This is a genomic window from Brevundimonas sp. NPDC090276, from assembly GCF_044772165.1.
Taxonomy (GTDB): Bacteria; Pseudomonadota; Alphaproteobacteria; order Caulobacterales; family Caulobacteraceae; genus Brevundimonas.
This window is the reverse complement of sequence record NZ_JBIVYK010000001.1, coordinates 581,815-594,804: the sequence shown is the minus strand read 5'-3', so window position 1 is coordinate 594,804 and position 12,990 is coordinate 581,815. Positions and strand designations below refer to the sequence as shown.

11 protein-coding genes are annotated in these 12,990 nt (G+C 65.3%); 9 read left to right on the top strand and 2 right to left on the bottom strand.

The genetic code is table 11. From position 1 onward, the window contains the following. Window positions 1-61: 61 nt before the first annotated feature. Together phaR and ACIQTU_RS02760 are read left to right on the top strand one after the other, a co-directional pair. Window positions 62-679, top strand: coding sequence for a polyhydroxyalkanoate synthesis repressor PhaR (phaR, locus tag ACIQTU_RS02765; protein ID WP_400541983.1), 618 nt, complete (start codon window positions 62-64; stop codon window positions 677-679). Then, window positions 676-1,035, top strand: a complete 360-nt coding sequence (locus ACIQTU_RS02760) for a hypothetical protein (RefSeq protein WP_400541980.1) — start codon at window positions 676-678, stop codon at window positions 1,033-1,035. Before phaR ends, ACIQTU_RS02760 begins: the two co-directional genes overlap by 4 nt. A 145-nt stretch (window positions 1,036-1,180) precedes the next feature. On the opposite strand, the gene ACIQTU_RS02755 is transcribed toward ACIQTU_RS02760, so the two are convergent. Both ACIQTU_RS02755 and ACIQTU_RS02750 read right to left on the bottom strand, forming a co-directional pair. Beyond that, on the bottom strand, window positions 1,181-1,606 hold the full coding sequence (locus tag ACIQTU_RS02755; RefSeq protein ID WP_400541977.1) for a hypothetical protein: 426 nt from the start codon (window positions 1,604-1,606) through the stop codon (window positions 1,181-1,183). 79 nt (window positions 1,607-1,685) lie between these two features. After that, window positions 1,686-2,438 (bottom strand): glycosyltransferase family 2 protein, encoded by a 753-nt coding sequence (locus ACIQTU_RS02750; RefSeq protein ID WP_400541974.1) that lies wholly within the window; start codon window positions 2,436-2,438, stop codon window positions 1,686-1,688. A gap of 105 nt (window positions 2,439-2,543) precedes the next feature. Here ACIQTU_RS02750 and ACIQTU_RS02745 point away from each other — a divergent pair, with 105 nt between their 5' ends. The 7 genes from ACIQTU_RS02745 (at window position 2,544) to ACIQTU_RS02715 (ending at window position 12,989) form a co-directional block, all read left to right on the top strand. Beyond that, window positions 2,544-4,217 (top strand): ArnT family glycosyltransferase, encoded by a 1,674-nt coding sequence (locus ACIQTU_RS02745; RefSeq protein WP_400541971.1) that lies wholly within the window; start codon window positions 2,544-2,546, stop codon window positions 4,215-4,217. After that, a complete protein-coding gene (locus ACIQTU_RS02740; protein WP_400541968.1) occupies window positions 4,217-5,140 on the top strand; it encodes a hydroxymethylglutaryl-CoA lyase in 924 nt (307 codons plus the stop codon). The genes ACIQTU_RS02745 and ACIQTU_RS02740 overlap by 1 nt, the downstream gene beginning before the upstream one ends. Window positions 5,141-5,212: 72 nt before the next feature. Then, window positions 5,213-6,550 carry a glycosyltransferase family 4 protein gene (locus ACIQTU_RS02735; protein ID WP_400541965.1) on the top strand — a complete coding sequence of 446 codons (1,338 nt, stop codon included), beginning with the start codon at window positions 5,213-5,215 and terminating at the stop codon, window positions 6,548-6,550. A gap of 55 nt (window positions 6,551-6,605) precedes the next feature. After that, the gene (locus ACIQTU_RS02730) at window positions 6,606-9,290 is read left to right on the top strand and encodes a hypothetical protein (protein WP_400541962.1); all 2,685 of its coding nucleotides are present in this window, start codon (window positions 6,606-6,608) and stop codon (window positions 9,288-9,290) included. Then, window positions 9,290-10,795 (top strand): hypothetical protein, encoded by a 1,506-nt coding sequence (locus ACIQTU_RS02725; protein ID WP_400541959.1) that lies wholly within the window; start codon window positions 9,290-9,292, stop codon window positions 10,793-10,795. Before ACIQTU_RS02730 ends, ACIQTU_RS02725 begins: the two co-directional genes overlap by 1 nt. Beyond that, a complete protein-coding gene (locus ACIQTU_RS02720) occupies window positions 10,792-11,913 on the top strand; it encodes a hypothetical protein (protein WP_400541957.1) in 1,122 nt (373 codons plus the stop codon). The genes ACIQTU_RS02725 and ACIQTU_RS02720 overlap by 4 nt, the downstream gene beginning before the upstream one ends. Further along, the gene (locus tag ACIQTU_RS02715) at window positions 11,907-12,989 is read left to right on the top strand and encodes a hypothetical protein (protein WP_400541954.1); all 1,083 of its coding nucleotides are present in this window, start codon (window positions 11,907-11,909) and stop codon (window positions 12,987-12,989) included. Before ACIQTU_RS02720 ends, ACIQTU_RS02715 begins: the two co-directional genes overlap by 7 nt. Window position 12,990 lies beyond the last annotated feature (1 nt).

Below are 12,990 nucleotides of genomic sequence, written 5' to 3'. Positions count from 1 at the left end.
CCTCTGGTCTTCGCGTCCGCAACGCGTGATAGTGCGGCGTTGCAACAACGCGAGAACAAGCGTGAACGACAAGAAATCCGAGGGCGGAAAAACCCGTGACGGCGTCGTCGTCATCAAGAAGTATGCGAACCGGCGGCTCTATAACACCGCCACCAGCGCCTATGTGACGCTGGAAGACCTGGCGCAGATGGTGCGCGAGGGGGTCGAATTCGTTGTCTATGACGCCAAGACCAATGATGAGCTGACGCGTCAGATCCTGACACAGATCATCTTCGAGGAAGAGAGCCGCGGCGAGGCCCTGCTGCCGGTGCAGTTCCTGCGCCAGCTGATCGGCTTCTACGGCAACTCGATGCAGTCGGTCCTGCCCTCCTATCTGGAGATGTCGCTGGACAGCTTCACCCGCCAGCAGGAGCAGCTGCGCAGCCAGTTCAGCCGCGCCTTCGCCGGCACGCCCGGCGGCGGCCTGATGGAAGAGGCCGTGCGCCAGAACATGGCCATGTTCGAGCGCGCCATGAAGATGTTCCCCGGCATGGCCGCCTATGGCCGTCCCGAGGTCGAGCCGGAGAAGACGCCCGAGCCTGCTCCGACGGCCAAGGCCGATCCGGCCCTGGACGAGATGCGCCGCCAGATGGACGAAATGCGCGCCCAGATCGACCGTCTGGCCGGCGCCGGCAAATGACCGACAGCGTGCGCCCGGTCGGCCCTCTGGAGGGACCCACGGTGCAAGAACGCCGCGAGGGCGACCGACGCGGCCGTGACCGTCGCGCGGCCAAAGCCGAAGAGGCCTCGCGCGCGGTCGTTCCGGCGGAAGAGCGGGTCGATCATGCCGCCTCCCCGGCAAAGCCTGCCGTGTCGCCCCTCGCGCCCCCTGCGCTGTTCGCCGCTCAGGTGTTGGGCCAGAAGGGACAGAAGCGCGGTCTGAAGGGCGGCCCGCCGGTGCTGGACGCCGCTCGCTCGACCTATCTGGGCGCGGAATACTCGGGCAAGCGCGACCGGCGTCCCCGCGTGGGCAAGGCGGCGCAGACCGAAATCTAGGCCCCTCCGGCCGATGGCACGGCGTTTGCGACGGCTCCGACGTCTTCGACCGGAGTTTGCCCCTTGGCCGTCCTCAACCTCGCCGCCCGCCTGTTCGACGTGACCGTGGTCGCCCTGGTCTTCGTCGCCTTCAGCTAATCCTGCGCTAGCGTGGGTTCAGGTCGAAGTCGCGCCGCGAGGCGATGATAGTGACGATGAAGCCCGCCAGCACATCCAGCAGCACCATGGTCAGGATCAGGAAGAAGACCGAGCCTGCAAACCCCGGCAGCAGCAGGAACTCAACCAGGCAGATTACGAACAGCGCCATCGACAGGGCGTGATTGACGATGGCGACCCGCTGGCTGGAGGTCGATTTCAGCAGTTCGACAAACAGCAGTATCAGCGACAGGAACAGGATCAGGTCGCCGATGCTGATGCTCCACGTCGCGCCCGAGGTCATGGGCACGCGGAACAGCACCTCGCCCAGCACCGACGTCGGCCCGAGCAGCGGATCAGCGCCCGCTCCGCCGAGCAGGATCACCAGATTGTAGATCACGACCGGCACGATCAGCAGCGGTATGGCGATCAGCATGGGCGTCCCCTCCAGATCGCCCTGCTTAACCCTGTTTCCGTCGCACGACCATATGGCCCCAAAGACCAGAATGGTCCGATCAGAACTCGCTGATGGCGCCCGGGCGGCGCGAGCGCGACTTCAGCCACATCACGCCCAGCAGGTCCGAGAAGGACGCCCGCAACCGGCCCCAGTTGGTGTATTTCGATTGACCCGTCTCGCGATGGCGGTGATCGACGTCGAGGTAGCGGTTCTCGTACCCCTCGCGGATCATCAGGGCCGGCAGATAGCGGTGGATGTGATCGAAGTAGGGCAGGCGCAGGAAGACGTCGCGGCGGAACGCCTTGAGCCCGCAGCCGGTGTCGTCGGCGTCGTCGGACAGCAGCTTCTTGCGGATGCGGTTGGCCCACAGGGAAGCCTGACGCTTGGCGTTCGTGTCCTGGCGCTTGGCGCGAACGCCGCCGACCAGGGCGACGTTGGCGGGGGCGGCGATCAGGGCGTCGGCCAGGCGCGGCGCGTCGGCGGGCGGGTTCTGGCCGTCGCCGTCCAGGGTGACCACGATGGGCGCGCGCGCCGCCAGGACGCCGGTGCGCACCGCGCGGCTCTGGCCCGCGTTGGTCGAATGCGACAGGACCCGCAAGGCCGGCAGGTCCGCCATCGCCGCCTGCAGCTCGGCCAGGGTGGTGTCCCGGCTGGCGTCGTTGACGAAGATCATTTCGTAGGACCGACCGGCGAAGGCCTCGGCGATCTCGCGCGCCAGAGGCACGGCGGCGCCGGATTCATCGTGCACCGGCACGACCACCGAAATATCGGGGACGGAAATGTCAGGCGTGGAAGCAGGGCTGTCGATCATCCGTCGCTCTGTAGCGCATCGGCGGGGTCGAGGAAAACGGGCGCCGCGCGACGGATGCAAAGCTGAAGCTTCCGGGGGGCGTCGTCGGCGTGGTACGACAGCGCCATGAACCGCCCGAACCTGGATCACCTCATCGCCGGCTGGCGCGGCCCCGTTCTGGCGGCCCTGCTGACCCTGATCGCCGGCCTGCCCAGCCTGATGCTGCTGCCGCCGCTGGACCGCGACGAAAGCCGCTTCGCCCAGGCCACTGCGCAGATGCTGGAAAGCGGCGACTATGTCGACATCCGCTTCCAGGACGAACCGCGCTGGAAGAAGCCGGTCGGCATCTACTGGATGCAGGCCGCCGCCGTGGCCCTGACCTCGGACGTCGAGGACCGCAACATCCAGCCCTATCGCCTGCCGTCGCTGTTCGGAGCCATGCTGGCCGCCTGGGCCGTGGCCTGGGCCGGCGCCGCCCTGTTCGGCCACCGCGCGGGCTTTTTGGCGGGTGCCATGCTGGGCGCGACCTTCCTTTTGTCGTCCGAGGCGGGCATCGCCAAGACCGACGCCATGCTGTGCGGCCTGACCACCCTGTCGATGGCGGCGCTGGCGCGAATCTATATGGCCACGCGAGCGGGCGAGAAACCGGTGCGGTGGCACAAGCTGCTGTTCTGGCTGGGCATCGGACTGTCCATTCTGATCAAGGGACCGATCGGGCTGCTGGTCGTGGTCCTGTCGATCATCGCCCTGTCGGTCTGGGACCGGAACATCAGGTGGCTGGGGCGTCTGGGTTGGGGCTGGGGCCTGCCTCTGGTGGCCCTGCTGGTCGGGCCCTGGGCCATCGCCATCACCATCGCCACCGACGGCGGTTTCTGGCGTGAGGCCATCGGCGGCGATCTGGCGCCCAAGCTGGCAGGCGCCCACGAAAGCCATGGCGGCTTCATCGGCATGTACGCCCTGCTGTCGCCCCTGCTGCTCTTCCCCGTCACCCTGATGCTGCCCGCCGCCCTGTCGACGGGCTGGCATCGCCGCGCCGAGCCGGCCATCCGCTTCGCCGTCTGCTGGCTGGTCCCGGCCTGGCTGATGTTCGAGATCGCCCCGACCAAGCTGTGGCATTACACCCTGCCCACCTTCGGCGCGATCGCGCTTCTGGCCGCCGCCGCCCTGACCCAGCCGATCGGCAAGGTCTCGCGCATTTCCGGCGCTCTGCTGGGCCTGTTCGCCGCCGTGATCATCTGCGCCATCACTGTCTATGGGCTGACCGAGTTCGGGCGCTCGACAGCCCAGACCTGGGCCACCGTGACCATCGTCTTCGCCGTCATGGCCGCGGCGGTCGGCGGCTTCCTGCTGGTCAACCGGGCGGCGATCACCGGGGTTCTGGCCGCCATCCTGTGCGGCGTCATCGCCCACGCCGGTCTGGCCGGGACCATCCGCCAACTGCGTCCCCTCTCCATCGCCCCGCGCCTGGTGAAGACGCTGGAGTCCGCCGAGCTGAGCCCCGCCCAGGGCCGCTATCCCGGGCCGGTGGCCATCACCGGCTTCCATGAGCCCAGCTTCGTCTTCCTGACGGGCCGCGACACCCAGCTGACCGACGGTCCCGGCGCCGCCCGCGCCCTGGCCGAAGGCCGCCCCGCCATTGTCGAAGCCCACGACGACGAAGAGTTCCGCCGCGCCCTGGCTGATCTGGGCGCCGCCGGACGCGCTGTCGGCGTGGTCAGCGGCCACAACTATTCCTCGGGCGACGACGTGCGCCTGACCGTCTACGCCCCCGCCGGGGCCGGCCAGCGGAGCGCGCGCTGATGGGACGCTTCATCCAGATCGTCGAGGTCGGGCCGCGCGACGGCCTGCAGAACGAAAAGGCCGTGCTGACGCCCGCCGTCCGCGCCGACTTCGTGCAGCGTCTCGAAGCCGCGGGCGCCAAACGGATCGAGGCCGTCAGCTTCGTCCACCCCAAATATGTGCCGCAGATGGCCGGGGCTGAAGAGGTCATGGCCGCCCTGCCCCCCGCCGAGGGTCACAGCCGCATCGGCCTGGTCCTGAACGGCAAGGGCTATGACCGCGCGCTGGGCACCGCGGTGGACGAGGTCAATGTCGCCATGTCCGCCACCGACGGCTTTGGCCTGAAGAACCAGGGGCTGAACGTCGACCAGCAGGTGCAGATGCTGTCCGACATCATGGCGGGCCGCGCCAATGCTGAAAGCGTGCCCGGCGCGACGCCAAAGCTGACCGCCACCCTGTCCTGCGTCTGGGGCTGCCCCTTCGACGGCGAGGTCTCGGTCGAACAGGTCAGCGAACTGGTCGCCCGCATCGCGGCCCTGGGCGTCGAAGAGATCGCCCTGGCCGACACCATCGGCGTCGGCGACCCGTGGAGCGTCACAAAAAAGGTCGAGGCCGCCCGCAAGGCCGCGCCAGAGGCGACCCTGCGCCTGCATTTCCACGACACCCGCAACACCGGCCTGGCCAACGCCTATGCCGGGGTCGAGGCCGGGATCGACATCCTCGACGCCTCCGTCGGCGGCATCGGCGGCTGCCCGTTTGCGCCGGGCGCGACCGGCAACATCGCCACCGAGGACCTGGTCTACATGCTGGAACGCGCCGGCTTCTCGACCGGCTACGACCTCGACAAGCTGATCGAGAGCTCTTACTGGATTAGTGAAAAGATCGGCAAGCTCGGCCTCAGCGCATTGAGGAGCGCTGGGGGATGGCCGCCCTCGGCAGCGTAGGCGGCTATTTTTTCGACTGCGCACATCCCTCCTTTGCGTTGCGGTTTCAATCGAAATGAGTGCAATTCCGAAGTGTCGTTTGAAGATCTCCTGAAGACTTCGGCTAAAGCCGCGCGGCCTTCCGTGTGTATCGACGGTTTCAACCTTGCCCTTCCCAAGGGCTCGGGCATCGCGACGTATGGCCGAAATCTGGCGCACGCCCTGCGCGTCGGCTTCTCGCCCCAAGCCCTGTACGGCCCGGCGAGCAAGCGTTCGGACGATCCCCTAGCCAATCTTGCAGCGATCGCTGACGGACCGCCGCCGAGGCATCGGATCAACAAGAATGAGCGTTGGCGGCGGACGCTTACGTCGCGCTTTGGTCGGACCGCTTTCGCCGTCGAACCCAGCGACCAGGTCATCTGGCCGGCAGCAGGCGGGGGACGGCCGTCGGTCGATCTTTTTTGGTCTTGTCCGAACCTCTTCACCTTGGCGAACAGGGCGTTCGACAAGTACGGAAGCCTCACCCCAGTCTCCTTCGAGAAAGGGACCGCGCCTCCGGCAGTCATGCACTGGACTTGCCCCCTGCCAATCTACGCCCGCGATGTCCTTAATATCGTCACGGTTCATGATCTGATCCCGTTGCGCCTGCCGCACACGACCGTGGATGACAGCACCGCCTATGCAACGCGGCTCCGACGGTCGCTCGACCGCGCCGATCATATCGTCGTGGTGTCCGAACAGACCAAGCGCGATTTAGTTGAGTGGATGCACATCGACGAGCACCGGATCACCAACACCTATCAGGCCGTCAGCATCCCGCCCGCCCTCGCCGGACGCGACGAGAACCTCGTCGTGGCCGAAATCGAAGGGGTGCTCGGCCTCGAATGGAAGGGTTATTTCCTCTATTTCGGCGCTGTTGAGCCCAAGAAAAATTTGGCCCGCATCATAGAAGCCTATCTGGCGTCAGGCGTGACCGCGCCCCTCGTCATCGTCGGCGGGCGCGGCTGGCTGGACGATGACGAAAACAACCTGTTGGCGAACCTCTCGGCTCGCGGCGATGATCGCGTACGCCGGTTCGACTACATGCCTTTCAACCTGCTCATCAGCTTGATCCGAGGTGCCCGGGGCGTGCTGTTTCCCTCTCTGTACGAGGGGTTCGGTCTGCCTGTTTTGGAAGCCATGCTGCTAGGCACCCCCGTCCTCACGTCCCGCCTAGGCTCTCTACCGGAGGTCGCCGGCGACGCCGCTCTGTTCGTCGACGCTTATGATGTGGACTCCATCAAGGCTGGCATTCAGTTGCTCGACGCGGATGAGACGCTGAGAAGCGAATTGAGCGAAAAGGGAGCACAACACGTCAGCCGCTTCGATATGGCGTCCTATCAAACTAGGGTCGCCGACCTTTACCAACGACTCGGAATCTGTTCTGCGTAGCCGGCGCCGCCACATCCATGCTTGAACAGTTTTCTGCACTCTGGATCTTGATTTCGTGAATGCGCTGAAGAATGAACGCCGCTCCAGCCTGTCGAAGCGAATCGCACGGTTTCGCAGGGCACTGGCGGAGCCACGCTCGCCCAGAGACATAGAGCTTATCCGCGCAAGCGGGCTCTTTGACGCCCAATGGTATCTCCAGAAATACCCCGACGTCGCTAAGGCGGGCGTTGATCCCCTGTCGCACTACATGACACACGGCGCTCGTGAAGGACGTAAGGCCAGCGCTCGCTTCGATGCGCGCTGGTATGTCAACACCTATCCCGACGCCGCCGCTTCCGACACCCACCCGCTTCTGCACTATATTCAAAACCGGCAGGGCCGCGTTGGCACCCTGTCCGACGTCAAGGCCCTGACGCCCGAGCAGAAGTCGGATGCAACCCTGCTGCTTGCGAGCGCCCATTTCGATGCGGCTTGGTACGCGGAGACGAACGGCCTGGGTAAGGCCGGCCGCCAAGCCGCCCTTCATTATCTACAGTTCGGTGCAGCCAAAGGTTCGGCGCCCAGCCCGTCATTTGACGGCGATCGCTACCTAACGGCCTATCCAGACATCCGCGAAGCCGGCGCCAATCCCCTCATTCACTATATTCGCCACGGTGAGCGTGAAGGTCGACGGGCGTTCGCTCTCGATGATCCCGGCCCCGCAGTGCTCAGCTTCGCTGCCGAAGCGTCGAACGCCCTCCCGGCTCATCCTGTCACTTGGACCGCTGCTTCGCAGCTCGTCGGCGAAGCGACGTCCGCCATCCTCACACTCGGCAAGCAGCCTGCGGGCCTCATCGCCCGACACGCGGCCGGCTCTGGTCTGCCGGGACGCCTGGGTCATGCCGCGGAAATCTTCTGCCGCGTCGGCGGACGCGCTGCGGACAACCTGGCAGGGATCAAGGGCAGCCGTAGACGGGTGAAGCTCGTCGCCGGCGAGGCGCCCGATCTGAATGCACTGCACGCCCCGGTCGACGACGCTTGGTTCGTGAGCGACAATCTACTGACGCTACGCCTCAAGGCCTTGCGAGGCGGGAAATCCGCGACTGGTCATGTGCTCCGGGCGTTCCAGTTCGTCGCCCAAGGCAACAGGCTTGCGCCTGTGGGCGAAGCCTGGGTCAGCGCGCAGGGCGGCTTGGTCGCACTGGCGTTGGAGAACCCGTTCCAGCCGGTTCTTTGCGTCGTATGCAGCCGCGCGGGCGAGGTTCTGGATGGCTTTGTGCTGGCTTTTCCCTCGCTGTATCGCGGCGGCGCGCACGCCGCTGAACTGCAACTGCTGGGACGTGGATCCGAGGGCAGCAGCCGTATCCGCGACTACAGCCGCGTCCTGACACAGGAATTGCTTGGCTGGCCTGACGCGCCGCCGCCGGTCCTTTCCGAAATTCAGGTCGACCTTAGAGGCGCAACTGGCAACGAGCGAATCTTCGGCCAGAACGCGCGCACGTGGCTAGCGGAGGCGGGCGTCGCCGTCACGCCCCGGAACGCCCAGGCGCTTGACGCCAGCGTGCAGTCTTATCTCGCCGCGGCCGCGACGCTCGAACCGCGGCTCTTCCGGGGAGGCCAGGCCGTGCTGCGCTTCTCGGCGGACGCCCTGCCGAGCCTCTGCGTCATGATTTCGCGACGAATGACGGACGGCGCCGGGTCCTATGTCGTCTGCGCCGAAGAGGCTGCGGAACCGCACCTGTCCGTCAGACTTCCACCTATGAGCGAAAGCTTCGCCTCGCTGCAACCTGTCAACCGCGGCCAGCCCTACCCTAGCCTGAGCCTGACTGGCGCGTCCGATCAAAAGCAACAGACCCGATCACGACTTCTGGCGATCCGCTTCATGCAGGCTTCGGCACTGTCGCCGTCCGCCCTGGCGTTTCCCGTAGATGAGTCCGTCGCAACGCCGGTTCTGGAGATTGGCTCGCTGTCGCTCCCGTCGCGAGAGCGCATCACGGCCGTTATCCGGGTCTCGAGCCCAAACAGTCTGCGTCCTCTGCTACGCAGCCTGGCCCGGCAAACCCTCGCCTCGCGCCTAGACGTTCTGCTGGCCATCGACAGCGACATCGAGGTTCCGGCCGATCTCGACGATGCCTTTTCCGGCACTCTCCTTCGCGTCGATTGCCCGCGAGGCATGACCCCGTCCGCCGCGCTGAATTATGCAGTCGAAGAGGTGAGTTCCCCGTGGATGCTGCTGCTGGATCAGCACGTCGTCCTGCATGATTTCAGAACCCTGGAAACCATCCGGACCCTCGCAACCTATCGCCGTGCAGCCACCGCGTCATGCATGCGAATTCATCAGTCCGGCTTCCGCGACGGCGCACCGCTGGCGTTCCATTCCGCAGGGATTTTCCCCTCGCACATCGACTTGCTGGCCGGCCCCAGCCTAGCCTTCGCCACGCCCGTCACGACGGCGGCTTTCCCCTGCATGACCTATCCGGTCGTCGCCAACGGCCTTGAGTTCGCGCTGGTATCCCGAAAAGCCTGGGACGAGATCGGCGGGCTTGATGACGACGCCTATCCGTTCGACGGCTACGGCCTCGATTTCTGCCTGAAGGCGATCCGCGCCGGCTGGACCCATCTCAACACGACCGGGATCAGTGCGCTCGATACGGTTCGTCGCCCGCCAGAGCGCACGGATGTTCTGGGCGCCGACTTGGTCTCCATGGAAGAATGGGGACAGATATTGGCCCGCACCGCCCAGATCAGGCGCCTGGACTGATGAGGATCGCCGTCGTCCTGCTCACGGAAGGTCACACGGCCCTGGCTGGCACGCGCATCCGCTATCAGAGGATCGCTCCGCAGCTACAGGCCCTTGGCTATTCGCTCGACCTGGTGCCGATTTCTCAGTTCTCCGCGAAACTGGCGCCGGATCACGACCTCTATCTCTTCAGCAAGTGCGAAGATGCGCGAAGCCTCGTGCTTGCCCGTCAGTTGCGGCTTCTGGGCCGCCACGTCGGCATCGACGGGTTCGACGACTACTTCAGCCAACATCAGGACAGCCGCCACGTGCGTCACCGCGAGTGGCTCCGGGCCATCGCGCCGTACTGCGACTTCTTCCTGACGTCCACGCCCAGAATGCGGGAGGTGTTCCAAACATATATGCCCGGCGTTCAAGGGCACGTTCTAAACGATCCATTCGACGATTTCGATGAAGAGGCGATCGCTGAACTTGTCGACGCAAAGTTGCAGGTCGCGCGCGCCGAGCGTCGGATCACCTTCGCCTGGTTTGGCGTCGGAGACCACCCGAGCTTCACCGTTGGACTGCCCGACCTCAGCGCCCACGCTCAGGCCTTCAGAATATTGCAGCGACGAGGTTACGAGGTTCGCCTCCGCGTCCTGACCAATCGTCGCGCCCTCACGCCCGGCGGGCTAGCCCTGCTGAGACGACTGGACATTCCGTTCACCGTCGATGAATGGAGCCTTGCGGCGGAGAGCGCGGCGTTGACGGAAAGTCTCGCGGCCTTCATCCCGGTGAGTGCCCAGCCCTTCAGCATCGCCAAGTCGCTGAACCGCTCCGTCACGGCGCTGACAGGGGGCGCCCAGGTCCTGTCACCTGCCTATCCGCTGTATGAACCTCTGGGCGACTTTATCTACTCCTCGGCTGACAGCTTGGCCGACGACATTCGCGACGGGCGGCTCAAGGCCAGCAGGCCGCATATGCATGTCTTGGCGAAGACGCTCGGGCGGTGGGGCAACCCCGCGCAGGAGGCCGCTCTGCTAGCCAGATTCCTCAAGGACCTCACACCTCTGAGCCGTGACGAATCGGAACCTTGGAACAAGGGCCGCGGCGGCATCATCCACGGCTATGTCAGTCCAAACGTCTGCTCCGACCTAGCGAAATCCATGAACCATCTCTCGGTCACCGCGCCCTTCAGCGAAAGCCGCAAGACCGACGACCTTCGCTTCATCAGAAAACCGAATGGCCTTCAGATCCGCATCTCGCCCGCCGGCGAGGCCTGTCTGGCCGCCGGAGTGAAAGAGAAGTGCGTGCAGTTTGGGGAACGTCTCGAGCGTGGCGGTTTTCAAGTGCCGCTCAACGACATTCTGCCAGGGAACCCGTTGGAATCCTACATCGCCGAGCATCCGCTCGCCGCAACGCCGCTCCTGTCCGGCTACGCCGAAGGCATTTCCATCTTGCGTGAAGTCCTGGCGCAACTGACGCCGGGCGTGGTCTTTTTCCTTTCGGAGAAGAGCGCGCCGTTCAAAGAGGCGCCGGCCCAGTGAACCGCCGAAGGATCGTATTCCTCTTCAACCTGTTGCAAGACGTCAACGTCATTCGCCCCGTGGCGCTTCTGGCGCGCGAAATGAATGTCGACGTCCTTTTCCTCTGCTCCCAAAAGTTCGCGCCGCGCGACAAGCAGAAAATCTGGGTGCCGGCGCTGCAAAAGCTTGCGGCCGAATGCGGGACATCGATCGCCGAGTACGATAGCCCGTTCGCCGCCTATCGCCTGCTGCAAGACGGTTACGGCGCCATCGTCACAGCCAGTGAATCAAACCTGCCCGCGCACACCGAAACGCACGATGTCTTCCGGGCCGCGCCCAGCGGCTATACACGCGTCACCCTGCAACACGGATACGAGTGCATTGGCTTCCTTCAGAACCGGGAGCACGACCTTGCGCACGGCAGGAACGTGCGCTTCGCGGCGGACATCCTGGCCGCTTGGGCGCCCGCCGACCGCCTGACGTCGATGGCATGGTCCGAGCGGGACAAGGTCTTCACGACCGGACCCGGCTTACTGTTGCAGCAACCGACCGGACGCGCCAGGTCCGCGGAAGGGATGGTATGCGAAAATCTACACTCCGTCCGCCTCAGCGCCAGCGGCGATTTGCGCCAAGGCTTCATGGCTGACTTCGGGCATTTCTGCACTCATCTCGCCGCGCGTAACGAGACGGTGTGTCTGCGCCCCCATCCGGGCGGACAGTTTCTCATGCGGAACGGCATCGCCCCTCCGACAAACGCGAGAATGGACGCGCGGCCGATCTATGAGGTCGATCTCGGCGCGTTCGCCTATGGCGTTTCGGCTCCCTCCAGCGTGCTGTTGGACATGGTGCTGGCCGGCCTGCCCACCGCCGTCTGGGCCGACCCCGAAGGCGTCATGGACATCGGCAACTACGAGGGGCTGACGGTCATCCGCCGCCCCCGCGACTGGCTTGCGTTCCATCGCGATGTGCGGCTGCGCCCCGCCATGATCTTGGCGCGGCAAAGGCAGTTCACGAAGCAGTTGGCGATGCCGCTCGGCGCCGATCATGTCAGGCGACGTTTTGTCGAGTTGCTGATGCTCGCCTCTCATCGCTTCGATACGCCGGCGGCGCCGTCCCGGATCGGCGGCTCGACATGCTGACCTCCCGCCGTATCCTGATCCTGTGTGACGCCGTCGGCGCAACACAGACGATCAGCTTCAGTCAACCCCTGGCCGACGATGTTGCAGCCGGGCGCGTTCACCTCCAGATCCTGGCGCACGACCCCGCCTGGGGCTCAATCACCGAAGCCCAGGCCCTGGTCGACCGCATCCGACCCGACATTCTGGTGCTGTCCCGCTACACGTCGCCCGGCGCCTTGGGCCTAACGGCCGCGGCGAGAGCTCTGGGCGCGGCCGTCATCTTTCATCTGGACGACGACCTTCTGGCCGTCCCCGAAAGCCTCGGCCGCGCCAAGTATAACTACTACAACCAGCCGGAAAGGGTCGCCGCCCTGAGAGCCGCGTTGAACGCTAGCGATCTGGTCTACGCGTCCACGCCGGCCCTGGCCGACCGTCTGGTCGAGCATGACGTGACCGTCCCGATTACGGCCGGCGACATCTATTGCTCTGTCCAGCCCTCGACTCTGATGGAACCGTTGCCGTCCACGGGCCCGATCATCGGCTACATGGCAACCGGAGGTCACGGCGCGGATCTTGATCTGGTCCTGCCAGCGATCGAGCAACTCCTCGAAGACATGCCGGATCTCCGGTTCGAGACCTTCGGCACTATCCCCCCCCCCGAGAGGCTGGCTCCCTTCGGCGAGCGCGTCGCCCACTTCCGCGGAGAGCCTAATTATTCGGCCTTCCTGACGCGATTGAACGAGTTGGGTTGGTGGGTGGCCATAGCCCCGCTTGAGGACACGCCCTTCAATCGCTGCAAGGCCGATACGAAGTGGATCGAGTACGCCTTCTGCGGCATCCCCGCCGTCGTTTCCGACCTGCCCGTCTACCACAAAGCCTGCGCCGAAGGCGCCGGAGCGCTTGCCGCCACAAGCGAACAGTGGCTCAAAGCCCTGCGCCTGATGCTAGCGGATCAGCAAGCGAGGCACGACATGCTGACCACCGCGCGACAGCGACTTGGCGCCCGCTACGGGCGAGACGTCCTCAGCCGGCAAGTCAATGATATTTTCGATCTGGCCGTCGCGCTGGCGACCCGGCAGAAATGCGAGCGGAGTTGAA

Bases quoted from the DNA above. Each gene is read 5' to 3' on its own strand.
- ACIQTU_RS02745 (WP_400541971.1), top strand. From the start codon at position 2,544: ATGAACCGCCCGAACCTGGATCACCTCATCGCCGGCTGGCGCGGCCCC.
- ACIQTU_RS02715 (WP_400541954.1), top strand. From the start codon at position 11,907: ATGCTGACCTCCCGCCGTATCCTGATCCTGTGTGACGCCGTCGGCGCA.
- ACIQTU_RS02760 (WP_400541980.1), top strand. From the start codon at position 676: ATGACCGACAGCGTGCGCCCGGTCGGCCCTCTGGAGGGACCCACGGTG.
- ACIQTU_RS02740 (WP_400541968.1), top strand. From the start codon at position 4,217: ATGGGACGCTTCATCCAGATCGTCGAGGTCGGGCCGCGCGACGGCCTG.
- ACIQTU_RS02725 (WP_400541959.1), top strand. From the start codon at position 9,290: ATGAGGATCGCCGTCGTCCTGCTCACGGAAGGTCACACGGCCCTGGCT.
- ACIQTU_RS02755 (WP_400541977.1), bottom strand. From the start codon at position 1,606: ATGCTGATCGCCATACCGCTGCTGATCGTGCCGGTCGTGATCTACAAT.
- ACIQTU_RS02750 (WP_400541974.1), bottom strand. From the start codon at position 2,438: ATGATCGACAGCCCTGCTTCCACGCCTGACATTTCCGTCCCCGATATT.